30 protein-coding genes are annotated in these 26,831 nt (G+C 72.4%); 18 read left to right on the top strand and 12 right to left on the bottom strand.

The annotated features are described in order from the left end of the window. The first annotated feature begins 93 nt into the window (after positions 1-93). The gene (locus AC5RWQ_RS08525; RefSeq protein WP_334488536.1) at positions 94-702 is read left to right on the top strand and encodes an O-methyltransferase; all 609 of its coding nucleotides are present in this window, start codon (positions 94-96) and stop codon (positions 700-702) included. A gap of 42 nt (positions 703-744) precedes the next feature. On the opposite strand, the gene AC5RWQ_RS08530 is transcribed toward AC5RWQ_RS08525, so the two are convergent. Both AC5RWQ_RS08530 and AC5RWQ_RS08535 read right to left on the bottom strand, forming a co-directional pair. Beyond that, on the bottom strand, positions 745-2,220 hold the full coding sequence (locus AC5RWQ_RS08530; RefSeq protein ID WP_494282178.1) for a leucyl aminopeptidase family protein: 1,476 nt from the start codon (positions 2,218-2,220) through the stop codon (positions 745-747). A gap of 146 nt (positions 2,221-2,366) precedes the next feature. Further along, on the bottom strand, positions 2,367-2,534 hold the full coding sequence (locus tag AC5RWQ_RS08535; protein ID WP_007455245.1) for a DUF3117 domain-containing protein: 168 nt from the start codon (positions 2,532-2,534) through the stop codon (positions 2,367-2,369). Between the two features lie 190 nt (positions 2,535-2,724). Between AC5RWQ_RS08535 and AC5RWQ_RS08540 the strand changes: the two genes are divergently transcribed. Continuing rightward, positions 2,725-3,543, top strand: coding sequence for a PaaX family transcriptional regulator (locus tag AC5RWQ_RS08540; protein ID WP_494282179.1), 819 nt, complete (start codon positions 2,725-2,727; stop codon positions 3,541-3,543). Between the two features lie 4 nt (positions 3,544-3,547). Beyond that, a complete protein-coding gene (locus AC5RWQ_RS08545; protein ID WP_334488543.1) occupies positions 3,548-4,339 on the top strand; it encodes an enoyl-CoA hydratase/isomerase family protein in 792 nt (263 codons plus the stop codon). Between the two features lie 39 nt (positions 4,340-4,378). On the opposite strand, the gene AC5RWQ_RS08550 is transcribed toward AC5RWQ_RS08545, so the two are convergent. From AC5RWQ_RS08550 to AC5RWQ_RS08565, 4 genes are read right to left on the bottom strand one after another with little or no spacing between them, the layout of a single operon-like run. Continuing rightward, positions 4,379-4,963, bottom strand: a complete 585-nt coding sequence (locus AC5RWQ_RS08550) for a hypothetical protein (RefSeq protein ID WP_494282180.1) — start codon at positions 4,961-4,963, stop codon at positions 4,379-4,381. After that, on the bottom strand, positions 4,960-5,556 hold the full coding sequence (locus tag AC5RWQ_RS08555) for a DNA-3-methyladenine glycosylase I (RefSeq protein WP_494282181.1): 597 nt from the start codon (positions 5,554-5,556) through the stop codon (positions 4,960-4,962). The genes AC5RWQ_RS08550 and AC5RWQ_RS08555 overlap by 4 nt, the downstream gene beginning before the upstream one ends. Positions 5,557-5,596: 40 nt before the next feature. Then, the gene (locus AC5RWQ_RS08560; protein ID WP_334488551.1) at positions 5,597-6,100 is read right to left on the bottom strand and encodes an SRPBCC family protein; all 504 of its coding nucleotides are present in this window, start codon (positions 6,098-6,100) and stop codon (positions 5,597-5,599) included. Further along, positions 6,097-6,849 carry a DivIVA domain-containing protein gene (locus AC5RWQ_RS08565; RefSeq protein WP_494282182.1) on the bottom strand — a complete coding sequence of 251 codons (753 nt, stop codon included), beginning with the start codon at positions 6,847-6,849 and terminating at the stop codon, positions 6,097-6,099. The genes AC5RWQ_RS08560 and AC5RWQ_RS08565 overlap by 4 nt, the downstream gene beginning before the upstream one ends. 156 nt (positions 6,850-7,005) lie before the next feature. On the opposite strand from AC5RWQ_RS08565, the gene folP reads away from it, so the two are divergent. Continuing rightward, on the top strand, positions 7,006-7,875 hold the full coding sequence (gene folP, locus AC5RWQ_RS08570) for a dihydropteroate synthase (protein WP_494282183.1): 870 nt from the start codon (positions 7,006-7,008) through the stop codon (positions 7,873-7,875). An 8-nt stretch (positions 7,876-7,883) separates the two neighbouring features. On the opposite strand, the gene ndhC is transcribed toward folP, so the two are convergent. Further along, positions 7,884-8,261: an NADH-quinone oxidoreductase subunit A gene (gene ndhC, locus AC5RWQ_RS08575; RefSeq protein ID WP_334488559.1), complete on the bottom strand. Its 378-nt coding sequence runs from the start codon at positions 8,259-8,261 to the stop codon at positions 7,884-7,886. Positions 8,262-8,407: 146 nt separating this feature from the next. Here ndhC and AC5RWQ_RS08580 point away from each other — a divergent pair, with 146 nt between their 5' ends. The 3 genes from AC5RWQ_RS08580 to AC5RWQ_RS08590 all read left to right on the top strand — a co-directional run bounded on the left by AC5RWQ_RS08580 (position 8,408) and on the right by AC5RWQ_RS08590 (position 13,045). Then, entirely contained in the window at positions 8,408-9,874 is a 1,467-nt protein-coding gene (locus tag AC5RWQ_RS08580) for a hypothetical protein (RefSeq protein WP_494282184.1), read from the top strand. Between the two features lie 296 nt (positions 9,875-10,170). Next, on the top strand, positions 10,171-12,018 hold the full coding sequence (locus tag AC5RWQ_RS08585; RefSeq protein WP_334488568.1) for a 2-oxoacid:acceptor oxidoreductase subunit alpha: 1,848 nt from the start codon (positions 10,171-10,173) through the stop codon (positions 12,016-12,018). Further along, positions 12,011-13,045 carry a 2-oxoacid:ferredoxin oxidoreductase subunit beta gene (locus tag AC5RWQ_RS08590; RefSeq protein ID WP_494282185.1) on the top strand — a complete coding sequence of 345 codons (1,035 nt, stop codon included), beginning with the start codon at positions 12,011-12,013 and terminating at the stop codon, positions 13,043-13,045. Before AC5RWQ_RS08585 ends, AC5RWQ_RS08590 begins: the two co-directional genes overlap by 8 nt. On the opposite strand, the gene AC5RWQ_RS08595 is transcribed toward AC5RWQ_RS08590, so the two are convergent. Both AC5RWQ_RS08595 and AC5RWQ_RS08600 read right to left on the bottom strand, forming a co-directional pair. Beyond that, positions 13,042-13,767: an alpha/beta fold hydrolase gene (locus AC5RWQ_RS08595; protein WP_494282186.1), complete on the bottom strand. Its 726-nt coding sequence runs from the start codon at positions 13,765-13,767 to the stop codon at positions 13,042-13,044. The two genes, AC5RWQ_RS08590 and AC5RWQ_RS08595, sit on opposite strands and share 4 nt — an antisense overlap. A 109-nt stretch (positions 13,768-13,876) precedes the next feature. Beyond that, complete coding sequence (locus AC5RWQ_RS08600) at positions 13,877-14,893, bottom strand: potassium channel family protein (protein WP_494282187.1); 1,017 nt, start codon at positions 14,891-14,893, stop codon at positions 13,877-13,879. Between the two features lie 151 nt (positions 14,894-15,044). Here AC5RWQ_RS08600 and AC5RWQ_RS08605 point away from each other — a divergent pair, with 151 nt between their 5' ends. After that, entirely contained in the window at positions 15,045-15,629 is a 585-nt protein-coding gene (locus AC5RWQ_RS08605; protein WP_494282188.1) for a helix-turn-helix domain-containing protein, read from the top strand. 133 nt (positions 15,630-15,762) lie between these two features. Further along, entirely contained in the window at positions 15,763-16,359 is a 597-nt protein-coding gene (locus AC5RWQ_RS08610; RefSeq protein WP_494282189.1) for an ATP-dependent Clp protease proteolytic subunit, read from the top strand. Positions 16,360-16,623: 264 nt separating this feature from the next. Here the strand turns inward: AC5RWQ_RS08610 and AC5RWQ_RS08615 are convergent, their stop codons facing one another. After that, positions 16,624-18,411, bottom strand: coding sequence for a pectate lyase-like domain-containing protein (locus tag AC5RWQ_RS08615; RefSeq protein WP_494282190.1), 1,788 nt, complete (start codon positions 18,409-18,411; stop codon positions 16,624-16,626). Positions 18,412-18,587: 176 nt separating this feature from the next. Between AC5RWQ_RS08615 and AC5RWQ_RS08620 the strand changes: the two genes are divergently transcribed. From AC5RWQ_RS08620 to AC5RWQ_RS08655, 8 genes are all read left to right on the top strand, one after another. Then, positions 18,588-18,908 (top strand): ArsR/SmtB family transcription factor, encoded by a 321-nt coding sequence (locus AC5RWQ_RS08620; protein ID WP_334488583.1) that lies wholly within the window; start codon positions 18,588-18,590, stop codon positions 18,906-18,908. Next, entirely contained in the window at positions 18,905-19,378 is a 474-nt protein-coding gene (locus tag AC5RWQ_RS08625) for an SRPBCC family protein (RefSeq protein ID WP_494282191.1), read from the top strand. Before AC5RWQ_RS08620 ends, AC5RWQ_RS08625 begins: the two co-directional genes overlap by 4 nt. 246 nt (positions 19,379-19,624) lie before the next feature. Then, the gene (locus AC5RWQ_RS08630; RefSeq protein WP_494282192.1) at positions 19,625-20,131 is read left to right on the top strand and encodes a SigE family RNA polymerase sigma factor; all 507 of its coding nucleotides are present in this window, start codon (positions 19,625-19,627) and stop codon (positions 20,129-20,131) included. After that, a complete protein-coding gene (locus AC5RWQ_RS08635) occupies positions 20,128-21,501 on the top strand; it encodes a hypothetical protein (RefSeq protein ID WP_494282193.1) in 1,374 nt (457 codons plus the stop codon). The genes AC5RWQ_RS08630 and AC5RWQ_RS08635 overlap by 4 nt, the downstream gene beginning before the upstream one ends. 153 nt (positions 21,502-21,654) lie before the next feature. Beyond that, positions 21,655-22,134 carry a hypothetical protein gene (locus tag AC5RWQ_RS08640; RefSeq protein ID WP_494282194.1) on the top strand — a complete coding sequence of 160 codons (480 nt, stop codon included), beginning with the start codon at positions 21,655-21,657 and terminating at the stop codon, positions 22,132-22,134. Positions 22,135-22,632: 498 nt separating this feature from the next. Beyond that, entirely contained in the window at positions 22,633-22,899 is a 267-nt protein-coding gene (locus AC5RWQ_RS08645; protein ID WP_494282195.1) for a hypothetical protein, read from the top strand. 8 nt (positions 22,900-22,907) lie between these two features. Next, a complete protein-coding gene (locus tag AC5RWQ_RS08650) occupies positions 22,908-24,002 on the top strand; it encodes a hypothetical protein (RefSeq protein WP_494282196.1) in 1,095 nt (364 codons plus the stop codon). Between the two features lie 4 nt (positions 24,003-24,006). Further along, a complete protein-coding gene (locus tag AC5RWQ_RS08655; RefSeq protein ID WP_494282197.1) occupies positions 24,007-24,288 on the top strand; it encodes a hypothetical protein in 282 nt (93 codons plus the stop codon). Between the two features lie 293 nt (positions 24,289-24,581). Here the strand turns inward: AC5RWQ_RS08655 and AC5RWQ_RS08660 are convergent, their stop codons facing one another. Next, on the bottom strand, positions 24,582-25,199 hold the full coding sequence (locus AC5RWQ_RS08660) for a DinB family protein (protein WP_494282198.1): 618 nt from the start codon (positions 25,197-25,199) through the stop codon (positions 24,582-24,584). 233 nt (positions 25,200-25,432) lie between these two features. Between AC5RWQ_RS08660 and AC5RWQ_RS08665 the strand changes: the two genes are divergently transcribed. Continuing rightward, entirely contained in the window at positions 25,433-25,813 is a 381-nt protein-coding gene (locus AC5RWQ_RS08665) for a site-specific integrase (protein WP_494282199.1), read from the top strand. 95 nt (positions 25,814-25,908) lie between these two features. Here AC5RWQ_RS08665 and AC5RWQ_RS08670 read toward each other — a convergent pair whose 3' ends face one another. After that, positions 25,909-26,436 (bottom strand): hypothetical protein, encoded by a 528-nt coding sequence (locus tag AC5RWQ_RS08670; protein ID WP_494282200.1) that lies wholly within the window; start codon positions 26,434-26,436, stop codon positions 25,909-25,911. Positions 26,437-26,831: the final 395 nt, after the last annotated feature.

Below are 26,831 nucleotides of genomic sequence, written 5' to 3' on the forward strand. Positions count from 1 at the left end.
TCATAGCGCCAACCCGCCCCTCGCACCACTCCCGCCGCCCGGAGGTGTCCCATCGCCACGGTCGCCAGTTCCGGCAACCCGACGGCGCAGGCGTTGCAGTTCGCCGAGTCGTACGTCGGCGAGGACCTCGTGCTGCGGACCGCCCGCAGCCTCGCCCGGGAGGTGGGCCTCGACGCGGTGACCCCGGGGGTCGGGGCGGCGTTGCGCCTGCTCGCCGCGGCCGGCAACGCCCGGGCGGTGGTGGAGATCGGCACCGGCACCGGGGTGAGCGGCGTCTGGCTGCTGCGCGGGATGCGCGCCGACGGGGTGCTCACCACCATCGACCTGGAGGTCGAGCACCAGCGGATCGCGCGACGGATCCTCGTTGAGGCGGGTTTCCCGTCCGGGCGCACCCGGATCATCACCGGGCGGGCGCTGGACGTGCTGCCCCGGCTCGCCGACGGCGCGTACGACCTGATCTTCGTCGACGCCGAGCCGACCGGGTTCGCCGCGTACGTGGACGCCGCGCTGCGGCTGCTGCGCCCGGGTGGGGTGCTCGCCCTGCACGGCACCCTGGCCGGCGGCCGGATCGGCGACCCGGCCGCCCGGGACACCGACACGGTGACCGTCCGGGAGACCATCAAGGCGCTCCGGGAGTCCGAACACTGGACCCCGGCCCTGCTGCCGGTCGGCGACGGCCTGCTGGCCGCGGTGAAGTGCTGAACCGCTGACCGGGCCCGCCGGGGGCCCGCTCCGACCGCCGGCTCAGCCCAGCGTGCCCAGCCAGCGCAGCAGTCCGCGTACGCCCCAGCCGGTCGCGCCCCGGGTCAGCTCGGCGTCGTCCCCGTCGGCCCAGGAGGGCGCGGACATGTCGATGTGCAGCCAGCGGTCGCGCGTGTCGCCGGTGAACTCGCGCAGGTAGAGCGCGGCGATCACGGAGCCGGCGCCCCGGTCCGGGGAGCTGTGCAGGTCGGCCAGGTCGCTGCCGAGGTGCTCCAGGTAGTCGGCGGGCAGCGGCATCCGCCAGGCGGCCTCGCCGGCGGCGTCGATCGCGGCGAGCAGGTCGGCAGCGAGCTGGTCGTTCTCGCTGTAGAGGGCGCCGTGCCGCTTGCCGAGCGCGACCGCGTTGGCGCCGGTCAGGGTGGCCAGGTCGACCAGCAGGTCGGGGGCCAGCTCGCGGGCGGCGTACGCCAGGGCGTCGGAGAGCACCAGCCGCCCCTCGGCGTCGGAGTTGGTGGTCTCGCTGGTGGTGCCGTCGTAGTGCCGGATGATGTCGCCGGGCCGGAAGGCCGAGCCGCTGACCATGTTCTCCGCCAGCGGGGCGAGGGTGGTCACCCGGACCGGCAGGCGCAGCGCGGCCGCGCCCAGGGTGGCCGCGACGACCGCGGCGGCGCCGGCCATGTCCTTGCGCATCAGCTTCATCGCCGGCACCGGCTTGATCGAGATGCCGCCGGTGTCGAAGGTGATCCCCTTGCCCACCAGGACCACGTGGGTACGGGCGTCGGCCGGCCGCCAGTCCAGCTCGACCAGGCGGGGTGGGCTCGCCGAGCCACCACCGACGGCGAGGATCCCCCCGAAGCCCTCGGCCGCCAGCTCCTCCGGCCCGCGTACCCGCAGGTGCAGGTCGGGCAGCTCGGCCGCAGCGGCCTCGACCTGCGCGGCGAACCACTGCGGGTTCTTCACCGAGGACGGGGTGTTGGTGAGGTCCCGGGCGAACCGGGTCATCTCCGCGGTGGTGCGGGCGGTGTCGACCGCGTCGCGGTACCGCTCCGGGTCGGTGGCGAGCAGCTCGACCTCGGCCAGCGCGGGCCGTTCCCCGGCGTCGGTCATCCGGAACCGGTAGGAGGCGAGCAGCAGCCCCTCGACGAGCGCCCGGACGGTGCCCTCGGCGGCGTCGGCGGGAAGCGCCAGAGTGATGTGCGTCTCATCCGACCCGGCGCGGGCCAGGGCGGCCCCGGCGGTCCGCCAGTGCCGGTCGGTGCCCTCGCCGACGCCGAGCAGCAGCAGCCGGCCCGGGGTGCGGGTCGGACGCAGGTGCCGGTAGGTCTCCCCGGCCCGGCCGGTCAGCCGGGCGGCGGGCAGCAGGCCGGCCGCCTCCGCCGACGCCTCGTCGGGCAGGGCCGAGCCGGTCGCGGCCAGCGTCGCCGGGGCGTCGCCCCGGTCGGTCGCGGCACCGGTGTGCACGGGCAGGACGAGCGTGTCCAGCCGGCCGGGGCCGGCTGTCAGACGGATGGCGAGCACGCTCGACCGTACCTCCGGAATTGATCGTGGTGCGGGAAATCGGTGCCCCGCAGGGGACGCTGAAGGCCCTGAGCCACCGGCGATGCCGGTGGCTCAGGGTATGACGACCCGTCCGTGCGGCGGACGCCGCGTGGACCGTCGTTCGCTCAGCCGGCAGCCGCCTTCAGCGCGTCACCGAGCGCGTTGGCCTCGTCGGGAGTCATCTCGACGACGAGCCGGCCACCGCCCTCCAGCGGGACTCGCATGACGATGCCCCGGCCCTCCTTGGTGACTTCCAGCGGACCGTCGCCCGTCCGCGGCTTCATCGCCGCCATGTTGTCTCCCCTCAGACCTACACCAGGGTCGGTGGGTTGCCCCACAGCCACTTCGTCATGACCACCCGCAACGTGCACGGGGGCGTCGACCAACGATTTTCCCTGATGAACACCGCCGGACCCAAACCGAAGCAGCATTGATGTAACAGCATCTAGCTTATCTTGGATAGGCCTGTCACAATGTGCGGTCATGCAGGCACGGTCGGCACTCTTCGACCTGTACGGCGACTACCTCCGACCCAGGGGTGGCCGCGCGCCGGTTGCCGCCCTGGTCAAGCTGCTGGCGCCGCTGGGAATCGCACCTCCGGCCGTGCGCACCGCGGTCTCCCGCATGGTGCGCCAGGGCTGGCTCGACCCGCTCCGCCTCGCCACCGGACCGGGATATTCGATCACACTGAAGGCGGCCCGGCGACTCGACGAGGCGGGCGCCCGGATCTACCGCACCGGCCGGATCACCTGGGACGGCCGGTTCGACCTGCTCGTGCTGGAGACCCCGACGGCCCGCCGGGACCGGCAGCGGCTCGCCGCGAACCTGAGCTTCCTCGGCTACGGCACCCTCGACGAGCACACCTGGGTGGCGACCCGGCCCAGCGAGGACGTCGACATGCTGCTGGAGGAGGCCGGCGTCTGCTACGAGCGGTTCACCGCCGCGCACGCCGCCGGCACCCCCGGCGCGATGGGCGTGGTCCGCCGGGCCTGGGACCTCACCGAGATCGGGTACGCGTACGAGCGGTTCGTCGACGAGCAGCGGCCGCTGCTGGCCGGCGTCACCGTGCGCAGCGGCGACGAGGAGGCGTACGCGGCCCGGTTCCGGCTGGTGCACGCGTGGCGTACCTTCCTCTTCCGGGACCCGCAGCTGCCGCCGGCGCTGCTCCCGGAGCGCTGGCCCGGCACCGCCGCGGCCAGCTTCTTCGACCGACACGCGGCCCGGCTCCGGCCGGCCGCGGATCGGTACGTCGAGCACTGCCTCGACGCCAGCAACCGCACCGCCCGACAGAAGGGTCGTTGAGAACGTGACCGAGCCGCTGCTCGTCGACCGCACCGACGCCGTGGTCACCCTGACGCTGAACCGCCCGACGGCGATGAACTCGCTCGACGTGGCCCTCAAGGAGGCGCTCCGGGACGCCCTGGCCGAGCTGGAGTCCGACCGGTCCTGCCGCGCGGTGGTGCTGGCCGGGGCGGGCGGCTCGTTCAGCGCCGGCCAGGACCTGCGCGAGCACGTGCAGACCCTGGAGTCGGCCACCGCCAACCCGCTGGACACCGTGCGGGCGCACTACAACCCGATCGCCGCCCGGCTGGCCAACCTGCCCAAGCCGGTGGTGGCCGCGGTCCGCGGGATGGCCGCCGGGGCGGGCGCATCGCTGGCGTTCCTCGCCGACTTCCGGATCGGCGGTCCCCGGACGAAGTTCCTGATGGCCTTCGCCGGGGTGGGGCTGGCCGCCGACACCGGCGCCTCCTGGACGCTGCCCCGGCTGGTCGGCCACGCCAAGGCGGTCGAGCTGCTGATGCTCGCCGAGCCGGTCGGCGCCGAGGAGGCCTGCCGGCTGGGCCTGCTCAACACGCTGGTCGACGACGACGAGAAGGTGCTGCCGACCGCCCAGGAGCTGGCCGCCCGGCTCGCCGCCGGCCCGACCGTCGCGTACGGGGCGATCAAGCGGCAGCTCTCCATCGCCGACGCCGGCACCCTCGCCGACGCCCTCGCCGCCGAGGCGCAGGCCCAGTCCATCTGCGGCGCCACCGCCGACCACAAGGCCGCCACCATGGCCTTCGTGAACAAGCAGAAGCCGGTCTTCGAGGGACACTGAACGCGGCCGGGCTGCCGGCCGCCGCACCCCTTCGGTGGGCTAGTCGTCCTCCTCGGGGTCCTGGTTGGCCTCGGCGCCCAGCACGAACGCCTGCATGGCCAGCTCGTCGCCGGAGGGCGAGACGAACGCCGGCAGCTCCGCCGGGCCCAGCTCCTGCACGTACGACCAGAAGAGCCGCACCGCCTCGGCCCGGGAGTCGGCCTCGATCGGCAGGTCCAGGCTGACCAGCCAGGTCCGGCGCGGCGGCGGCGGGCCGAGCCGGTCGGCCAGCTCCCGGTAGGCCGCCGGGTCCAGCGCGGTGACCGGCCCGTCGAGCGTCACCCGGTCGGCCGGCACCGGTTCGTCGAAGGCCCGCCGGGTGTACGCCACGACCAGCGAGCCGGCGCCGACCCGGGCGACCCGGCCCAGTGCCACCAGCCGGGGCGGAGCGTCCACCAGCACCGCCACCGGGTCGCCGGGGCGCGGCCGGTGCCCGCCGGCCGGGGCGGCCAGTTCCAGGGTGTCGTGGTGGACGAGGCGTTCGGCGTCGAGACGCCCGGCCGGCAGCAGCACCGCCCAGGCGCCGTCACCCCGCCCGCCGTCGGCGTCGGTCGTCCCGCCGGTGCGGTGGTCGGTCACGGTCATGCCCCCATCCCATCACGGGCCAGGGCGGCGGCGACGTGGCAGCCCGCGAGGTGGTCGTCGACCATGCCGGTGGCCTGCATCAGCGCGTACGCCGTGGTGGGGCCGACGAAACGGAAGCCGCGCTTCTTGAGCGCCTTGGCCATCGCGGTGGACTCCGGGGTGAGCGCGGGCACCTGGGCGAACGACTCCGGCCGGGCGGCCCGGGGCGGCGGCGCGTACGACCAGAGCAGGGCGGAGAGGCCGTCGGGCAGCTCCGCCGCGGCCCGCGCGTTGGCGATCGCCGCCTCGATCTTGGCCCGGTTCCGGACGATCCCCGCGTCGGCCAGCAGCCGGGCCACGTCCGCCTCGCCGTATTCGGCGACCCGCTCGAGGTGGAACTCGTCGAAGGCGAGCCGGAACGCCGGGCGCTTGCGCAGAATGGTCAGCCAGGACAGGCCGGACTGGAACGCCTCGAGGGTGAGCCGCTCGTAGAGCGCGTCGTCGCCGCGCAGCGGCCGGCCCCACTCCTCGTCGTGGTAGACGGCGTAGTCCGGGGTGCTCGATCCCCAGGCGCAGCGGGTCAGCCCGTCGGCGCCGGTCACCAGGTCAGTCACGGCGTCCACGCTAGGGCAGGCCCCCGACACCGGGGTCGGGTCAGGGCAGGCGGCCCTGCTCGACCAGCCGGGCGAACTTCTTCAGCGCCAGGGTGAGGCTCGCCTTGGAGCCGGGCCAGAGCAGCGGCCAGGCCAGCCGGCCGGCCTTCCCCCCGGGCAGGTGGAACCACTCGTGCCAGACCACCTGGGTGCGGTCGCGGGCCAGCGGGGTACAGCGCAGCACGCCGGGGCCCCGCAGCAGCTTGCCGCAGTGCACCACGCCGACCTCGTAGGGCGCGTCCACCCGGACCACCCGCATCTCGTCGCGGAGCACCGCCGGGCCGAGCGCGGTGACCGCCTCGACCAGGCTGCCCTCCCCGCCGTCGCCCTCGACCACCCGGACCGTGGTGAGCGGGATCCAGTCGGACTGCCGTTCCCACGCGGTCAGCGCGGCGAAGACCCGTGCCGCGGGGGCGTCAACGATCACCGTGGCGGTGAACTCCCCCGCGCCGGGCTGGGCCGCCTCGCCCAGGCCCTCGGCACTTCCACCCGCCGGGCTGGTCATACCGACTCCGAGCGGACCACCGCGCCGGGCCGGCCGTCGACCGGGCCGGCGGTCGGGTCCGGCACGTCGGCGCGGGCGTCGACCGGGCCGGCGGTCGGGTCCGGCACGTCGGCGCGGGCGTCCGCCGGGTCGGCGGTCGGGTCCGGGACGTCGGCGCGGGCGTCGGCCAGGTCGGCTTCGTCGCGGCGCCGGTCGGGGTCGTCCGGCGCGTCCGCGCGCAGCCCGACCGGTTCGGCCGGGTGGCCCGCGAGCGGCTCGTCGAGGTGACCGGCGGGCGGCTCGTCGGGCGAGGCCGGCCGGGGCGCCTCCGCCGGGAAAGCGCTGGCGTCCTCGTCGGCCGTCGCGTCGACCGGTCCGGCGTACGCCGGGGTCTCGTCGACACCCGGGTCGCCGACGGCCTCCGCCCGGGCCCGGCGCAGCGCGTCGGCGTCGGCGGTACGGCCGTCGCGCAGCGCCTCCACCTCCGCCTCCAGCACGCCGATCAGCTCGGACTTGTAGCCGATGTCGTAGGCGGCGCGGCGCATCGCCTCGTCGACCTGGGCCATCCGGTAGCCGCGCAGGGCGGTGTCGAAGCGGGCCTCCCCGACGTCGGACTCCCGCAGCGGACGGCCGCCCGGTAGCGGGACGGCCCGGCCGTCCGGCTCGGCCGGTGTCAGGCCGGGATCCCGGCCGGAGACCAGCACCGTCACCCCGAACACCACTGCCGCCACGGTCAACGCGACGACCAGTACGAGCAGAACCTGACCCATGCAGAGATCGTGGCACGGCGACCGGTCCCCGAGCGACCCCAACGGCCGGCGTCGTCGACGATCCTGGCGGGCCGTACCGGCCCGGCGGAGGCGGACCGGACTCCGATAGCGTCGTCACCGGCCGGGGGACCCGGTCGGTGACGGCGGGAGGCGGGCATGGCCGGGGCGCTGCGGCTCGGTGGGCGGACGTTCGCGCCGGGCGAGCTGGTCGTGATGGCGATCGTCAACCGGACGCCGGACTCGTTCTTCGACCGGGGCGCCACGTTCGGGCTGGACAGCGCGCTGCGCGCGGTGGAACGCGCGGTGACCGAGGGCGCCGAGATCATCGACATCGGCGGGGTGAAGGCCGGCCCGGGCGACGAGGTCGACGTGGCCGAGGAGATCCGCCGGACGGTGGACACCATCGCCGCCGTCCGGGCCGCCTTCCCCGAGGTGGTCATCTCGATCGACACCTGGCGGGCCGAGGTGGCGGTGGAGGCGGTGGAGGCCGGCGCGGACCTGCTCAACGACACCTGGTCGGGCGCCGATCCGGCGCTGGCCCGGGTGGCGGCGCAGACCGGCGCCGGGCTGGTCTGCTCGCACGCCGGCGGCCTCGCGCCACGGACCCGTCCGCACCGGGCCGCCTTCGACGACGTGGTGGGCGACGTGGTCGCGACGGTGACCGGGCTCGCCGAGCGCGCGGTCGCCGTGGGGGTACGCCCCGACGGCATCCTGATCGACCCGGCGCACGACTTCGGCAAGAACACCCGGCACTCGCTGGAGATCACCCGCCGGCTGGACGAGCTCGCCGGCACCGGCTGGCCGCTGCTGGTGGCGCTGTCGAACAAGGACTTCATCGGCGAGACGCTCGACCTGCCGGTGCCCGAGCGGCTGGAGGGAACCCTCGCCGCGACCGCGGTCTCCGCCTGGCTCGGCGCCCAGGTGTTCCGCGCCCACCAGGTCCGGCCCACCCGCCGGGTGCTGGACATGGTCGCCGCTATCCGGGGCGACCGCCCGCCGACGCTGACCCGCCGCGGCCTGGCCTGAGCCGGCCGTCAGGTCCAGCGGAGGATGCGCTTGCGCCAGGCGTAGAGGATGCCCAGCGCCACGACGGCCACGAAGACGCCCATCTCGGCGACCGTGACGAGGCCGAAACCGGGCCGGTCGAAGACCACCGCCCAGGGGAAGAGGAAGACCGCCTCCACAGCGAACAGCACGTACAGGTACGCGTACACGTAGTAGCGGATCTGCATCTGCGCCCAGTCGCCGCCGACGGGGTCGAGGCCGCACTCGTAGCTGGTCAGCTTGCCTGGCGGATCAGCCGGACGGCTAGGACGTAACACCCGGTTGGCCGAGAACGCCGTAACGAAGAAGAGAGCGGCAGCGAGCAGCAGGAGCCCGAGCGTCGCGTACGAGCCCAGGTAACCGGTCATGGTCGACGAGCCTACCGGGACCGGCTCGGCGCGGGCCGGATCGGGCGAAGTACCGAACACGTTACGGATTTGTTTCCTCGCGGAACTAGTGCCCTGCGGCAACTGTTGCCGAATAATGAAACTTCACTGACGGTCACGGAGGACAGATGGCCCGCCTCGACGTAGGCCCCGTTCGGCGGGCGATGCAGCGGCGTACCTCCTCGCTGGTCGCCGCGTCGCTCGCGGTCGGCCTGACGGTCGGCCTCGCGGTCGCGCCGGGCCTGGCGACGGCGGCACCCACCGTCACGCAGGTGGCCATGGAGGGTGTGGACGAGACCACCCCGGCCGGCGATCCCACCGAGGAGACCACGCCTCCGGTGGAGCCGACGACGTCCGAACCGGACCCGACCACCGCACCGCCCACCCTGCCCCCGGACCCGGAGCCGACCACCGCGGCCCCGAATCCGACCACGGCCGCCCCGGACCCCACTGTTCCGGCCGAGACCGCCCCCGCCACCACCGCGCCGGCGACCACGGCCCCCGCGCCCGAGCCGACCGCACCGCGTGGACCGGCCGGCCCCCCCGGACCCGGCGGCGTCACGCTGGCGCCGGCACCGGGGTCGGGCACGCAGGACGCCGGTCAGTTGGGCGTCCGGGTGACCACCCGGGACGTCTCTCTCACCCCCGTTTACTGGAACGCCGCAAGCACCGTCACCACGCTGCGGGTCACCGTGAGCAACACCGGCACGGTGCCCGCGCAGTTGCGCCTCCGCTACACCCTGCCGGCCGGGCTGACCGACGCCGGGACCCCGGGCTGCCTCTCGTCCGGCGACCGGCACTACCGCTGTGGCAGCTGGACCGCCGCGCCGGGCGCGAAGTTCAGCACCCTGATCCGGATCCGGGTCAGCGGGAGCGCCTGGCGGCAGATGCCGCTCAGCGGCTCGGTGCGGGTGACCGCGACCGGCCCCGCGGGCAAGGGAACCGCCGAGGACAAGGAGGGCTTCGCGGTGCTCTTCCCGCCGGGCCCGCCGGTGCCCGGCATGACGCTCGCCGCCGACGAGGTGGCCTTCGACATCAGCGGCGGCCCCACCGAGCTGGGCGTCCGGCTGGGCAACACCGGCGAGGTGGACGCCCGGGGCCGGGTCGAGATCGTGCTGCCGGCCGGGGTGAGCGTGGCGAGCCCGCCGGCCGGCTGCGTGACCGCCGCGCCCACGCGTACCCGGTGCGACCTAAGCATGCTGCCCGCGGGCCGGACCGCGACGCTGCGACTCCCGGTCGCCGCGACCCCCGAGGCGCAGCGCGAGGCGCCGCTGGCCGGCGCCGTGATCGGTCGGCTCGACCCGCGCCACGGCCCGGCCAAGCAGATGCAGATGACCTTCCGGATCACCGCCGCGGCGGCGCTGACCACCCCGCCGGTGGCGACCCCGATTCCGACCGGTTCGCAGGGCGTGCTCGCCGCGGCCGGACGGGCCTCCGACGACGGGCTGTCCTCGGTGCAGCGGATCGCGACCGCCCTGATCGCGATCTCCGCGCTGCTGGTGGTGCTGGCGCTGGCGCTGGCCACCACCTCGCTGCGTCGCCGGATGACCGGCACCGTGCCGGAGCCGGCGGCGAGCCCGACGGCGTCGGACTGAAATCCGACCGGCCGTCGGCGGCGCCCGGTGATCGGTGATCTCGATTACGGCGGCCCCCACCAAACGCCACAAACCGGGACATAAAACCGCCAATTCCGATCCCAGTCGTCGGACCTCCACCAAGGATGCCCTAACGCCTCGACGTAGGCTCTGAGGTGAGAAACGACAGCGGGCCGGACCAGCCACGGGTGGGTCGGCGCAGTGGCGCGTCAAGGAGGTCACGTGGCGGGGCAAGGCGGGGTCACCAACAGGTTCAGCCGCCCGTGCGGCGGGGCTGAGCGAAGCGAGGTGCAGGCGTGACCAAGCAGATCCGTCAACTCGACCGGGTGGTCATCCGGTTCGCCGGCGACTCCGGCGACGGCATGCAGCTGACCGGCGACCGGTTCACGTCGGAGACGGCGCAGCTGGGCAACGACATCTCCACGTTGCCCAACTTCCCGGCCGAGATCCGGGCGCCCGCCGGCACGCTCCCCGGCGTGTCGAGCTTCCAGGTGCACTTCGCCGACTACGACATCCTCACCCCCGGTGACGCCCCGAACGTGCTGGTGGCGATGAACCCGGCGGCGCTGAAGGCCAACCTGGGCGACCTCCCGCGCGGGGCCGACATCATCGTCAACACCGACGAGTTCACCAGGCGCAACCTGGCCAAGGTCGGCTACCAGACCAGCCCGCTGGAGGACGACTCACTGGCCGGCTACGTGGTGCACCCGGTCGCGCTGACCTCGATGACGGTCGGCGCGCTGGCCGCCAACGACGTGTCCAAGAAGGACGCCGAGCGGGCCAAGAACATGTTCGCTCTCGGCCTGCTCAGCTGGATGTACTCCCGGCCGTACGAGTCGACGCTGCGGTTCCTGGAGCGCAAGTTCGCGGCCCGGCCGGAGCTGGTCGCGGCGAACGTGGCCGCCTTCAAGGCCGGCTGGAACTTCGGCGAGACCACCGAGAACTTCTCGGTGCGCTACGAGGTGAAGCCGGCGAAGATGCTGCCGGGCACCTACCGGAACATCACCGGCAACGCGGCGCTCTCGCTCGGCCTGGTGGCCGCCGGGGTCCGCTCCGGGCTGCCGGTCTTCCTCGGGGCGTACCCGATCACCCCGGCCTCGGACATCCTGCACGAGCTGAGCAAGCACAAGCGGTTCGGCGTGGTGACCATGCAGGCCGAGGACGAGATCGCCGCGGTCGGCGCCGCGCTGGGCGCGTCGTACGGCGGCTCGCTCGGCGTGACCACCACCAGCGGCCCTGGCGTCGCGCTGAAGAGCGAGACGATCTCCCTGGCGGTCGCGCTGGAGCTGCCGCTGGTGATCGTCGACGTGCAGCGGGCCGGCCCCTCCACCGGCATGCCGACCAAGACCGAGCAGGCCGACCTCAACATGGCCCTGTACGGCCGGCACGGCGAGGCGCCGGTCGCGGTCATCGCGCCGAAGTCGCCGTCGGACTGCTTCCACGCCGCGCTGGAGGCCGCCCGGATCGCGCTCACCTACCGCACCCCGGTACTGCTGCTCTCGGACAACTACGTCGCGAACGGCTCCGAGCCGTGGCTGCTGCCCGACGTCGACTCCCTGCCGGACCTGCGGGTCGAGTTCGCCACCGCGCCCAACGGCGAGGACGGCACCACCTTCCTGCCGTACCTGCGGGACCCGGAGACCCTGGCCCGGCCGTGGGCCATCCCGGGCACCCCGGGCCTGGAGCACCGCATCGGCGGCCTGGAGAAGGCCGACAAGACCGGTGACATCTCGTACGACCCGACGAACCACGACTTCATGGTGCGGACCCGGGCGGCCCGGATCGAGGCGATCCCGGTGCCGGACGTCGAGGTGGAGGACCCGGACGGCGACGCCCGGGTGCTGGTGCTCGGTTGGGGCTCCACGTACGGCCCGATCGGCGCGGCCTGCCGTGGGCTGCGCCAGCGTGGGCTCTCCATCGCCCAGGCGCACCTGCGGCACCTCTCGCCGATGCCGGCCAACCTCGGCGAGGTGCTGCGCTCCTACGACCGGGTGGTCATCCCCGAGATGAACCTGGGCCAGCTGGCCCAGGTGATCCGGGGCCGCTACCTGGTCGACGCGGTCAGCTACAACCAGGTCCGCGGCCTGCCGTTCACGGCCGCGGAGCTGGAGACGACGCTGGAAGAGGTCCTGAAGAATGTCTGAGCCCGTCGCCCTCAAGCTCACCGCGAAGGACTTCAAGTCCGACCAGGAGGTGCGCTGGTGCCCCGGCTGCGGTGACTACGCGATCCTCGCCGCGGTGCAGCAGTTCATGCCGGAGCTGAACATCCCGCGCGAGAACACCGTCTTCGTCTCCGGGATCGGCTGCTCGTCGCGCTTCCCGTACTACATGAACACCTACGGGATGCACTCCATCCACGGCCGCGCCCCGGCGATCGCCACCGGCCTGTCGGTCTCCCGGCCGGACCTGTCGGTCTGGGTGGTGACCGGTGACGGTGACGCGCTCTCCATCGGCGGCAACCACCTGATCCACGCGCTGCGCCGGAACGTCAACCTCAAGATCCTGCTCTTCAACAACCGGATCTACGGGCTGACCAAGGGCCAGTACTCCCCCACCTCCGAGGTCGGCAAGATCACCAAGTCGACCCCGGTCGGCTCGGCGGACGCCCCGTTCAACCCGCTGTCGCTGGCGCTCGGCGCGGAGGCCACCTTCGTCGGCCGCACCATCGACTCGGACCGCAAGCACCTCCAGTCGGTGCTGCGGGCCGCCGCGGAGCACCAGGGCTCGGCCTTCGTGGAGATCTACCAGAACTGCAACATCTTCAACGACGGCGCGTTCGACCAGCTCAAGGAGCCCGGCACCCGGGACGACTACCTGATCCGGCTGGAGCACGGGCAGCCGGTCACGTTCGGCAAGGACGGCCAGTTCTGCGTCGTCCACCCCCCGGGCGGCTTCGGGCTGGAGGTCCGGGAGACCGCGTCCACCCCGGCCGGGGAGATCGTCGTGCACGACGCGACGGTCAACGACCCGGCGTACGCCTTCGCGCTGTCCCGGCTGCCCGGCCTCGACCTGCGCAACACCCCGATCGGCGTGTTCCGCAAGGTCGACCGTCCCTCCTACGACAGCGTCGTGCAGGAGCAGGTGGCCACCGCCAAGGCAACGGTCACCGACACCCCGGAGCAGCAGCTCGCCGGCCTGCTGGCCAGCGGCGACACCTGGACGATCAGCTAGCCACGGGCCTGGTTCTCCCGGACGAAGTCACCGATCGTCCGGGAGAACAGCCCGGGCTGTTCCAGGTGCCACAGGTGCCCGACGTCCCGCACGATCCGCAGCCGGCTGTGGGGGATGCCGTCCGCCAGTTCCAGGGCGCCCGGCACGTTGAGCCGGTCCCGTGACCCGCAGAGCACCAGGGTCGGGGCGGTCACCTCGCCGAGGCCCGGGCGCAGATCGGTACGGGCCAGCTCCCGCAGCCCGTCCAGGTAGGTTCGCCGACCGGCGGTCCGAAAATCCTCGCTGGCCTCGGCGAGGACCCGGGCCCGCTCGTCCGCCGGCAGGCCGGCGAGGGACGGGGCGAGCAGACGGGCAGCCATCCGGGCGATGACCGCCCCCGGCATCAGGCCCGTGATCGCCCGCTGGACCGCCAGCGCCCTCGGCGGGGCCGCGATGCCCCCGGAGAGCACGAGGCTGCCGACCCGGCCCGGACGGGCCAGGCAGGCCAGCACGGCGACCGTGGCGGAGAGCGAGAGCCCCACGAGGTGGAGCGGCCCGGCCGTCCGGTCGATCAGCCCGGCCACCTCGGCGACCGCCCGCTCGAAGGTGAACGGGCCGGGGCTGCCGCCGTGCCCGGGCAGCTCCGGGGTGTGCACGGCGAATTCCCCGCCCAGCTCGTCCACCTGTCGACGCCAGGTACGGCCGCTGGCGGCAAGGGGCGGCAGCAGAACAATGGTCTCCACGCCCTGATCTCTACCACCCCCCGCCCCCCACCGCTGTCCCGCGCTCCCCGACCAAGATCCACGCAGATTCACCGAGAGAGCCGCGTCCGGGCCGGAGGGGGTGGGGGCGTCAGTGGGTGGTGTTGGTGGGATTGGGGCGGTCGTCGCGGACGTGGACGAGCATGTCGCCGGTCTCGATCACCGCGCCGGCCTTGTCGGCGAGGCTGACCACCTTGCCCCGGCGGACCAGGGCGATGACCAGCGACTCCAGCTCGCGCGGGGACTTGCCCACCTCGTGCCGGTCGGCCGAGCGCATCGCCAGCGCCATGCCCTGACCCGGGGTGAGCAGATCCTCCACCACGTCGATCAGCGGCGGCGCCGAGGTGGAGAGACCGAGCAGCCGGCCCGCGGTGGCCGACGAGACGATCACGTGGTGCGCGCCGCTCTGCCGCAGCAGCGGGGCGTTCTCCGCCTCGCGGACCGCCGCGATGATCCGGACCTGGCCGGCGGTGAGCTGCCGGGCGGTGAGCGCGACCAGGACCGAGGCGTCGTCGCTGTCGGTCGCGATGATCACCGCCTTGGCGTTGCGGACGTGCGCCTCCTCCAGCACCGATGAGCGGGTGGCCGAGCCCTCGATGGCGACCAGCCCGGCCGAGGTGGCCTGCCGCAGGGCGGTGCCGCTGCGCTCCACCACCACGATGCGCGACTTGTCCAGGCCGTTCTCCAGCAGGGCGGAGACCGCGCTGCGGCCCTTGGTGCCGTAGCCGCAGATGATGACGTGGTCCTTCACGGTTCTCCTCCACCGCACCAGGCGACGGCCGGTCCGGTACTGCTCGGTCAGGACTTCCAGGGTGGTGCCGACCAGGATGATCAGGAAGAGCACCCGGGCGGGGGTGATGAACAGGACGTTGACCAGCCGCGCGGACTGCGCGAAAGGCGTGATGTCGCCGTAGCCGGTGGTGGAGAGGGTGACCACCGCGTAGTAGGCGCAGTCGAGCAGGGTCAGCCCGTTCTCGTCGACGTCGCGGTAGCCGCCTCGGTCGAGGTAGACCACCGCGACGGTGAGGACCACCAGGCCCAGGGCGGCGGCCAGGCGGATGCTCAGCGCGCTCAGCGGACCGCGCCGCTGCGCCGGGAAATGGATCACCGTTGGTCCTGCTTCCCCCGGGTCGCCTGCACGCCCACAACATAGCGGTTGGCGGGTGATCCGCACCCCGGGGTGGCGACCGGGACGGTGACCCGGCCCCGGACGGGGCATGATGGGGAGGTCCACCGACGCCGACCGCGAGGAGGCCCGCATGTCGCTGCTGCGCCGGGTGATCGGTGGGGTGCTGCGTCGGGTACGCCTGCGGCAGGGCCGCACGCTGCGCGAGGTGGCCGAGGCCGCCGGTGTCTCGCTGCCTTACCTCTCCGAGGTGGAGCGCGGGCGCAAGGAGGCCTCCTCGGAGGTGCTCGCGGCGATCTGCCGCGCCCTCGGGATCAACCTATCCGACCTGCTCGAGGAGGCCCGCGACGACCTGCGCCGGATGGAGCCGCGAATCCCCACCGCGCCCCGGGCGGCGCTGGCCCGGCTGGACCGGGTGCCCGCCGCCCGCAGCGAGGGTGGTCCGAGCGTCCGGATCGGCTTCCAGCCGGCCGGCGCGACGCCGCCGGTGGCCGCCGCGCCGGCCGTCCGACACCCGGCCGGGCCGATGCTGCGGCTGGGCGGGCCGATCCTGCACGTCGGCGGCCCCGCGTCGCCGGTCGGGTCGACCGTGGGCGGGGCGGGCCTGCGGGTCCGGCTGTTCGCCTCCGCGCCGGCCGGGCGCCCCGGTCCGCGTACCTCCCGGGTGTTGGCCCGGCGCCGGGCCCGGGCGGGCCGGCGGCGGCTGACCGCCGGGTAGGCCGGCCGGTTCTGCCCACGGCGGATCTGCCGCCGGCAGAAAGGCTGGGGCGGCCCGCCACGGCCGGCGCAGGCTGGAGGCGCCGGTCCCCCGGGCGCTCCCGTCGCCCGCCGGTGGGTGGAGGGCGGTCACGATGATCGGGTACGACGTACGGATGCTGGACGGCGGCCAGCCGACCTTCGGTGACCAGGTGTTCGAGCGGCTGCTGCGGGAGCGGATCGTCTTCCTCGGCACCGAGGTCACCGACGCCTCGGCGAACCAGATCTGCGCGCAGATCCTGCTGCTCGCCGCGGAGGACCCCGAGCGGGACATCTACCTCTACATCAACTCGCCGGGCGGCTCGGTGAGCGCGGGGATGGCCGTCTACGACACCATGCGGTACGTGAAGAACGACGTGGCGACCCTGGCCCTCGGCTTCGCCGGCTCGATGGGGCAGTTCCTGCTTTGCGCCGGGGCGGCCGGGAAGCGCTTCGCGCTGCCCCACTCGCGGGTCATGATGCACCAGCCCTCCGGCGGGATGGGCGGCACGGCCGCCGACGTCACCATCCAGGCCGAGAACATGCTGCACGTGAAGCGGACGATGCAGGAGCTGACCGCCGAGCACAGTGGACGAACGCTGGAGGAGATCCAGCGCGACTGGGACCGGGACCGCTGGTTCACCGCCGAGCAGGCCCGCGACTACGGCCTGATCGACGAGGTGATCAGCCGGGCGGACCAGCTCGGGGTGTGACCGCAGAAGTCGACACCGCGATGTCGTGCGCGTCGGCGCGCCGCCGGGGCGGGCACGGGCCAGGGCCGGACGCGCCCCCTCGATCGCGTCCGACCTGGTCACGGCCCCCCGTGAGCTGCACGCCCTCGATATACGTCGGAGCCTATGCGCCACCGCGCCAGCGCGCTCCGTAACAGGGGCGGAGCGCTTTCCGACGAATTCTTGTTACATTCGGGTCCCGCCGGCCGCCGTCCATCGTGCACGGCGACCGGCGGGGTGCAGAGCTCAGGCCGGATAGTTGACCACCGGGCTGGTGCCGTAGCTGCCGATCACCGGGACACCGGCCTCGTTGATGGTCCGCTCGATGCCGCCGCTGCCGTCGAGGAAGACGGTGACCATGTCGTGGAAGCGCACGTCGGGCCGACGCGGCACCTCGATCGCCCGGTCGCAGCGGATGTCGACGCCCTGGTTGAAGTACGAGTAGACGCCCAGCCCCCAGGCCTCGTGCCCGCGCACCCGATCGTCCACCTTGTACGACGCCCAGCCCTTCCCGGTCGGGCTGCTCCAAGCGGCCTGGCTCGGCGGGTCGTACGGCAGCTCGCTCTGGTAGAAGACGGTCCGGCCGCGCTCACCGTTCCAGATCGTCTGGTACCGCTGGTAGTGCTCGACGAAGAGCCCGTACGCGGTCACGTCGTCGCCGTTGACGACGACGCCGGTGTCGGCGGTGTTGGCCGTCCAGCCAATGCCGTTGCCGTGGTCGCCGCGCCACGCCCAGACGTTGTCGATCAGCGTGTGGTTGCTGTTCACCACCAGGCTGGCCCGGGCCCGTCCGACCCAGGGGCCGCCGATGCGGAAGAAGACGTCCTGCACCGAGATCGGGTCGGCGGCGTGGTCGCGCCCGCAGTGCGGGTCGCCGATCTCGACCAGCACCTCCGACTCGCGCTCGCCGGCGTCGACCAGCACGCCGGCGATCCGTACCCCGTCGACGTCGGCGACCCGCAGCGCGGCGTCGCCGGTGGTCGGGGCGAGACTCGGCATGCCGAGGCCGAGCACCACGGTGCCCGGGTTGATCACCCGCAGCGCCCGGTCGAGGCGGTAGACGCCCGGGGTGAGCAGCAGGTGCTTCCCGCAGGCCAGCTCCCGGTTGATCGTCTGGGCGTCGTGGTCGGGGCGGGCGATGAAGAAGTCGCGCAGCGGCAGCGAGCGCGTGGCGCGCGCGCCCGACGCCCAGGTGGTGCCGGCGGTGTCCCGACGCAGCGCCGGCACGGCGACCCGCCAGCGCCCGGCGGCGTCGACGAAGAGGTACGGCTTCTCCCGGACGACCGGGCTGGTCGGCAGGGTGGTGTACGGCGGGTTCGGGAAGCCCTGGGCGGGGGCGCCGAGGACCCCGGAGAAGACCTGGTTCCAGACTCCGTTGGTCCAGTCGCCGCGCAGCTCGCTGTCGCGGGTCAGCCACTGCTGCTGGGAGCCGTTGATGGTGATGCCGTCCACCAGGGAGTCGGCGATGAAGCCGCCGCTGGAGTAGCCGCCGTTGCCCGGCTCCAGCCAGAGGATGCCCTTGACGTGCACCCGCCGCATCGGGGACGCCTGGGAGACGGCCCACTGGTTCGACCAGTCGGTGGGGCTGATCGCCAGGTTCTCGGCCGAGCGCCAGAAGTTGGTCAGTGCGGAGATGCCGGCCGGGGAGTTCGGGTCGGGCTGGCCGACCACCCGGACCGCGCCGTGGATCTCGACGTCGTCCGGGTGCGCGCCGAGCCCCGCCACCGTCGTGTAGTAGCCCAGCCGGGCGTTCACCTCGTACCGGCCGGGCTTGAAGAGCACCGCGTACCGGTCGGTGCCCATCTCGTTGTGTTCCTGCCGGGCGAAGAGCCGGTCCACGGTGGACTGGATCTCGGCGGCGGGGGTGTTCGGGTCGTAGACGTAGACGTTCGGGCCGAAGTCGGCCTCCTCGTCGCGCTCCTCGGCGCGAGCGGGCGCGGCGGAGGCGGCGGTGGGGGCGAGGCCGGCGGCGGCGACGGTGCCGGCCGCCAGGGCGAGGAGTTGCCGGCGGGACGGGTGGAGATCGGAAGTCATGGGCCTACCTGTCGGTGGTGGTCTGTCCGTGCGTTTAGAGAGCGCTCTCTTGCCGGCGCGGCGGACATCCCGGCGGACGTGAACAGGGGAATGAGCTGTTTCTACCCCGCCGCGGCCGATCGCGCCAGAGGGCGATTCCCTTGACAGGCGGATTGGAAAGCCTAGACTTACCGTTCGTGGCCACTTACCAAGGGCGGATGTTGGACGCCCTGGGCGACGCGACCCGGCGGTCCATCTTCGAACTCCTCGCCGCCGGTCCACGTTCCGTCGCCGAGATCGCGGCCGACCTACCGGTCAGCCGTCCCGCGGTCTCGCAACACCTCAAGGTCCTCAAGGAAGCCCGACTCGTCTCGTCCACCGCCGTGGGCACCCGCCGCGTGTACGCGCTCGACCCGCAGGGTCTGGCCGCCGTACGCGGCTACTTCGACCAGTTCTGGAACCACGCGCTGACCGCGTTCGCGCGGGCCGCGGAGCAACCGACCGAGGAGAAACCATGACCACAGAGACCACCGACCCGACCGTCGTGCGCAACAGCGCCGAGGTCGCCGCGCCGCCCGAGCACGCCTTCACCGTCTTCACCACCGGGATGGACCGCTGGTGGGAACGCTCACACCACCTCCTGCCCGGCGAACTCAAGCAGATCGGCGTCGACCCGCAGGTCGGCGGGCGGCTCTGGGAGGAGAACGACGCCGGCGAGGTCTGCACCTGGGGCCGGGTCCTCACCTGGGACCCGCCGCGCACCTTCGCCTTCGCCTGGCTGATCGGCCCCGACTGGAAGGTCCCGCCGCCGGACGCCACCGGCAGCCGGGTCACCGTCACCTTCACCCCCACCGACACCGGCACCCGGGTCGACCTGGTCCACGACCGGCTCGACGCGCACGGGCCCGGCTGGGAGGGCGTCCGGGACGCGGTCGCCAGCGAAGGGGGCTGGCCCGCCGGGCTGCGGCGGTACGTGACGACCGTCTGACCGGGTCGCGGCGCGGGGCCGGCCGGGACCACCACCCGACCGGCCGCGCCGCGCGCTCACCGGCAGACGCGCCACGTCGCGTACGGGCTTAGGAGCAGAACAGCTTCCAGTGCCCCTCGGAGACGACGTCGCCGGTGCTCGGATCGGCTTGGCTGGATCAGCTTGGATGCGACGACGCGACTTCGATCACAACCCGCCACAACCGAATCGGGTCTCGGGCCACTCATTGTGTTGATGGGAGGCCGGGTGCGGAGTGAACGAGAGTACGTCGAGTACGTCCAGGCACGCATGCCGTGGCTGCGACGGCTGGCGTACCGACTGTGCGGGCAGTGGTCGGCGGCTGACGACCTGGTGCAGGAGTGCCTCGTCGCGCTGTACCGGCATTGGCGGAAGGCGTCGGCAGCGGACTCGGTCGACGCCTACGTGCGGGCGATGCTGGTCCACGCCTACCTGGCCGAGCGGGATCGGTCCTGGACCCGCCGGGTCCGGCCCGTGGCCGACGTGATCGGACCCTCGACGGTGCCGCTGGCCGGTGCCGAACACCGCGTCGACCTGCTGGCTGCTCTCACGAAGCTGTCCCCCGGGCAGCGCGCGGTCCTGGTCCTGCGCTACTGGGAGGACCTCGACGTCGCGCAGGTCGCGGCAGCGCTGGGCTGCTCGACCGGAACCGTCAAGAGCCAGACCTCGTACGCCATCGCGGCGTTGCGCCGCCTACTGCCGAACTACGTGCCGGGAGGGTCGGACACACCATGAGAGAACTGTTCGCCACCCTGCCGGACGATCCGCCGCCGTTGCCGCCCGGCTACCTGGACACCGTGCTCACCCGGGGTCGCCAGTCGGTTCGGCGCCATCGGATCGGCACCGCCGCGGTCTGGGCAGTCGTCGTGCTGCTGCTGGCCGTTCTGGTCGTGCCCGGCGTCCAGCTTCCCGGCCAGCCAGCAGCCCCGTCGACGAAGCCCGGCCTGCCGGACCGTTTCGCCGGGTACTCGACACTCACCAGCACCGTCACGACGGCTCCGCCCGGCCGCGCGATCGCTCTCTACGTCTACGGCAACGGCGAGACCTTCAACATGTTCCAGCCGCTGGTCGTCGGGGCCGACGGGGACACGTACCGGCGCGTCGACGCCATGGCGGAGCGGAACCGCCCGTCGGCGCTGCTCGCCCCGGACGGCACCCGCGTGCTGCTCGGCGACGAACGCGGCGCGGCCGGTGACCTGATCCTCGTCGACCTGACCACCGGCAAGCGCCGATCGATCCCGCTTGGCGGCCCGGTCGGCGTGCGGCTGCTGGCCTGGTCCCCCGACGGCCGCCACGTCGCGTACAGCGCCGCGCCCCTCACCGGCTCCGGTGAGTTCGGCAGCGTCAACTTCGTCGAGGCCGAGGTGGCCCGCACCGGTACGCTGCGGCTGCTCGACCTGGCAAGCGGACGCAGCACCGAGGTGCCGGCGATCAAACCGGCGTGGACGGCGGCGTTCGCGCCAGACAGTCGCCGGCTCGCCGTCCAGGTCGGCCAGACGGCCCACCTCATCGACCTCGACGGCCGCGAGTACGGCAGCATCCCCATCCCGAGGGGACGCGAGCTGGCCGCCGACGTCGGCTGGTCACCGGACGGCCGGTTCCTCGGCACCGTGCCATGGCTCTCGGACGGGCCCTTCAACGGCACCACCGGCGGCGACACCGGCCACGGCACCTTCCTGTGGAAGGTCGGCAACGTGGAATTCGTGCCTCTCACGGGCGCCGGCACGCCACCGGCGCCGGTCCCGGACGTCGTGCAACTGCTCGGCTGGCGCTCGCCGGGCAGCGTGATCGTCGCGACCATCAACGCCGCAGGTCACGCTTCGTTCGTCGAGGTGCAGCTCGGCGCCGGCACCCGGCGGACCCTGTCCCACTTCGACACCGGTCGTACCTGCGAACTCGGCACCCAGAGCTGCCAGCTGGCGGACTTGCACCTCGCCGCCGGTCTGCTGCCCGACCTGACCGTCCGGAACGCCGGTCGCCCGCAGCGCGGTCCCTGGCCGATGCTCGCGAACGCCGTCATCGGCGTGGTCGTCCTCGGCGCCGCGTTGCTGCTGCGGCGCCGGACACGTCCGTCAACGCATCCCCGACGACCGAGAGTGGAATAGCCGCTCCTCAGCCACCTGATCTTCGAGGTGGCCGACAGGATTCGAACCGGCTGGTACTGGTCGTTGAGTACCGGTGCTCATGCCTCACTCCAGGCATGGCCGCAGACTCTCCATCACCCAGAGAAGCAGGTGTGCGGGGAGAGGTATCAACACATGAAGCTACGCTCCACGGTGCTCCCCGTCGCAATGCTCGTCTTGATCCTGGCGGTGCCGGTTGCATCCTGGTGGCTCACCGGCGATCTGACCAACGAAGCGGCACGGCAACTCGCCGCCCAGGGCGTCGAACTCGACTACGCGTTCCGGCCGCTCAGCCGTGGCCCCGTTGGAGACCGGACCGTCGGCGTCCTGGCGTGCATCAGCACCATCGGTGCGCTCGGCCTACTGGTTCGGGGCACCGCCACCCGCCGTCTCGACTCCCGGTGGTGGCCGGTGCTGCTGCCGCTGGTCGGGGCCGGCGCCGTCGTTGGCTTCGCCTGGCGGGTGCTGACTGCCCGGGGCATCGGCGCCAACATCGGAGCGGGCCTGACGATCATGTTTGGCGGGCCGGCTCTGGCAGTCCTGCTGGTCGCCGCCGCAGCCGCGGCGCTGCAGACGTATCGGATCAGGCTGCGGCGGCATCCGCAGCAACTCTGAGCGAGCGAATTAGCCCTGTCGACGTCTCGCTCACAAGTTCTGGGGCGCCCTGTCTGGCGGGGTCCGCAGCCCCGCGCCTTGCAGCTGTCATCGACGGCCGGGAGGCGGTGGGGCCGTCGCGGTGCATGGGACGGCCCGAGCTTCCCGCTCCTCGTGCTCGATCCCGTACTGGCACTCGCTGCACGACTCCGGCGGGATGTGCTCGCGCCAGCCATGCCCACAGTCGGGACAGTCGCCATACCACTTCGGTCGTCGTCGCAGCCTCACCGAATCATTGTGATCGTCCGGCCGGTAACACACGGTTTAGGAATTCTGGGCGTCGCCGTCGGCCGACCGACTCAGCCTTCCGTCGCTGACAGTCACCGAGGGCAGCGTGGCATGACTGTCGTTGGTATCTTCGCCGGCATGAGTCGGGGGCGAAGGACCGGTAGCCGAGACCGCCGGCGGCGGGGCGCCGAAGAAGAACGCGCCGAGGCGGCGGAGGTCTACCGCGAGTCCGTGGCGAGGTTGCAGACGACGGCCTATCGGAACCTGCGGCAGACGATCGCCTACGCGACCATCTTCTTCGCCGTCATCGCCGTCTGGATGATCTTCATCGGTGAAGTCACCCCCGCGAACCTGCCGTGGTACGCCGCCTCGATCCTGGGTGGAGCGCTCGGCCTGTGCACCTACGTCGTGCGGGAGGCGCGTGCTCGCCTCTACGTACTCGCTGCCGCCGTCATCCTCGCCGTCGCCGGTCTGGCCGGCATCTTCCTGGTGGACTAGGCGGCGAGATGACGCTGTTCGTCGAGCCCGACGCGGTGGTCGGCTTCGCACGTCAGGTCGACCGCGCTACCGGCGATGTGTGGGAGATCCGCAGCTACCTCAACCGGTACGCCGACGTGGCGACCGGCGGTGAGCAGCTGCGCATCGCCAAGGCCGCACACGAGCACGCCGTCGAGGTCATCAACGGCACCCTCAACCGGCTCGCTTGCCTGCTGGAGAACTCCGCCCCTGAGCTGCGGGCCAGCGCGGGCTACTACCGCACGACCGACCTCGCCGCCGCTGACCGCCTCGATCGCACGCTGCCCGCCGCGGTCGACCGCTGCATCACTGCGCTCGAACTGGAGTTGGCGAACAATCCCTGCGCCCCGGCGAACTTCATCGACCCCCGTGACGTCCGGGGCCACCTCGACGTCCCAGGCGAGGCAAAGAACCCGTCGAACGCGCTGGGCTGGATGGACTACCTCAGCCCCGCTTCCTGGGTCAACGAGGTCTTCGACCACGTCTTCGGCTTCAACCCCGTCGGCGAGATCCAGAACAAGGTCTCCGGCGACTGGGAAGCCCTCGCCAAGATGGCACCCGTCGTGGACAACATCGGCCGAGCCCTGCACGACCTGGCCTACAACATCCAGTCCGGTACCAGCACCCTGCACCCGCTCTGGCAGGGCGTCGCCGGCGACGGAGCCTTCCGGTACTTCACCACCACCGCCAACGCCGTCGCCGACCTTCACACACCCTTGGGCAACATCAGCAAGGCGTACCTCGACATGGCCGACGCCGTCTGGTCCGCCGGCGAAGCCCTCGGCGGCGTCGTCAAGAGCCTCATCGACGGCGCCATCATCGCCGGCGTAGCCGCCGCCGCCGGCACCGTGACCAGCGAGACCGGCGTCGGCGCCGTCGTCGGTTACGGCCTGGCCGCCGCCGAGGTCGCCAACCTGTTCCGGCTCTGGGGCGAAGCCACCAAGCTCTGCCAGCAGATCGCCGCAGCCGTCCTCGTCTTCCGCGCCATCCTCAACCGCGAGCTCAGCGACCTCGACGCCGTCGCCCTCCCCGCGCTGCCCGACGGCGGCCGGTACGACCACCCCCTCGCCGGAGCAAAGGCCTGACGCCATGGACGACCGGGACGACATCACCGGCGGGAACGAAAGACGCGCTGACGCGCTGCGACACGCCCTCAACCAGCTCGGCCGCAGCAACAACCCACTCCTGCGCGAGATGGCCGCCGCCGTCCAGGACGGCCAACTCAGCCTCCGCCAGGCCGTCGCCAGCACCACCTACAGCGACGAACTGACCCAACCCTTCCGAACCTTCTGGAAGGCATACCAGGAGATGACGACACAGGAGCGTGACGACCTTGCCTCGCTCGCCTCCGACGGCACGACACGGGCCTGACGTCTCGCCTACAAGTTCTAGGCGCTTCGTCCGGCGGGATCTGTCCGCGTATGCGACCTCGGTCGACTGTCCGCGTGGCAGTTCGGCGGACGGCCCTCATGAAGCGGGAACCTTCAGCACACCATCAAGTCGCCCGGGAACATCCGCACCCGGGAGCGGCTGAACCTCTTGCGGACTGGATGCGGACCGCTCGCCTGCCTAGTACTCCAGCCGTAGATCGTGAGCTTGCTGGCGGGGGCTGGTGGGGAAACGGGTGCGACCACCGCTGATCATCGGTGTGTGAAGACTGAAGATCATGCGGTGGCCGCAGGTGAGCGCGTAGGCCCTGGCCGTTGTCGGGCGGCCTCCTGCGCATTCCGCTCCACCATGTCTCGATGGGCGGCCCATGTCGCCGCATCCGACGGCGGCATATTGGTCGACGTGCTGAGAAGGCCGACCGCGCCATCGATTAGCTCTCGGACGATGTCGGCATGACCAGCATGGCGCTGCGTCTCAGCAGTCATATGGACCAAGATCTGATGCAGCGTCACCTCGCCGCCATCGCCCCACCACGGCACCCGGCCGACCGCGTCCAGCGGCAGCGCCTCGATCGTCGCGTCCGCATGCGCCCAGGCCTGGCGGTACAGACCGACGATGGACTCGCGCGACTCTGTCGGCAGTGCCCACGTCTCCCAAGCCTGCTCGCCCTCCGGCCACGGCGCGACGGCGCCACTTGGACGCCCGAAGGTTTCGCCGAAGTACCCGAACTCGCCACGTGCCAAATGCTTGACCAGCCCCAGCAGGTTGGTCCCGGTGGGCGTCAGCGGGCGGCGGGCGTCGTACTCGGTCAGCCCGTCGAGCTTCCACAACATCGCACCGCGAGCCCCTTGCAGGTAGTCGAGCAGGTCTGCCTTGGGGTCGGAGATCGTCATGGCGGACATCGTGCCAACATCCAGCAAACCGCACCAGGCGTTCCGAACCCACGGCCTCGGAGCCGAACTGCACCGAGAGTAGACCCGACGAGATACCAGGCCACAGTCACGATCGCCTCGCTCTTGCAATGGCTATGACCCGCTGACGACCCCACCAACGTTGTCGTCCAGAGCCCCGGCCGCCACGACGGCGCCGCAGTCGCGATCACCGCGCCGCCGGGCACGGACGGCACATGCTGGCCTACGGCGGATTGCGGATCGGGGAAGCGCTCGCGCTGCGCCGCCGCCACGTCGACATCCGGGCAGGCCGGGTGACCGTTGCCCAGGCGGTGGCGCAGTTGCCCGGCGGCCCGGTCATCGACACCCCGAAGAACCACCAGCGGCGGGAGCTGGCCGTGCCGGCGTTCGTCGTGCAGACCACCCGCCACTACGCCCGCGCGGTCGACGGGCGGGACGCTGAGGTTGCTCAGCACCTGGACGCGAACAGAGCCAAGGCGGCAAAGCGATCGGGCACGCAAGCCCCGGAAGGCGGAACAGTGATCGCTGATCAAGGCTCTGATCTGGTGCCCCCGGCAGGATTCGAATCTGCGAGACACGGTTTAGGAAGGGAGTAGCGCTCGCTGCGCAACTCTTCTCCTACCAGGGCATACGCGCAATGGCTCGCCAGCGATGTGCTTGATCATTCCGCGCATGTTCCGGATCTTGCAGATCAAGGCCGTTCCCGTCTCGCCTTGTGCGAGACCGGCCAAAACCGCGCCACCACCGTCTCGGACCCCGCGTCGTCGTCCGACGCCTCGTCGTCCCACGCCTTCTCGTCCGTCGGGTCGTCCGGCCCGCCGGGTCGGTACACATCCACCCGCACCGCGTACCGACCCGGCGGGCCGACCCGCAGCACCGGCGTGACCGCCGGCGCCAGCAGTGCCCATGCCCGGGCGCCACCCGTGGGCAGCTCGACCTCGGCCTGCTCGCTCACGTCCGCCTCCGGATCGACTGGGGGCCGGCCGTCCCACGCCTCCAGCTCCACGTACACCCGGTCCGCCTCACTCACCACGTACATGACCCCTCGGTCGGCGTACAGCACCCGCCCGGACGTGAACGTGGGCACGAAGGGGATGCGGTCCGCTCCGGTGGCCGGAGTGCGGCCGGCGTCCTCCCCAGCCGCACTCCACGCCAGCACCAGGAACTGGTGATGATCCGGGAACACCGAGCCGCCGACGGCGCTCAGCCTGCGTGCCATCACACCCCTAACCCGCACACGCGGCGCGGTGCGCCACCGTAGACGTTGCGCCCCAGCGCGGGAGCGTGGACCGGGCGAGCCTACCGGTCAACCGTGCGAACGATCGATACGCTGCGCGCAGATGAATCGCTCGCGGTACGACGGGACGTCCCGGTGCCGCCAGCTGGTAGTGACTCACACGAAGAGCGCCTTCAGTCGGGACTTCCGGCCTCCGCTTGTAAGGCGCTTTCAGCAGGAGGCTTAGCATCCGTGGAGGTCTTTACCGTCCGCGTTTGATCCCCTGTGCGTCCACGAGGGTCCGCCCCTCGGCCGTAGCGGCTGATATCAGACATGGATGTCAGCCACACAGAGCCGGGAGGCGACACGATGGCGGGATGGCTGCGGTAGAGGCGTGG

The organism is Micromonospora sp. BS32 (assembly GCF_059089345.1).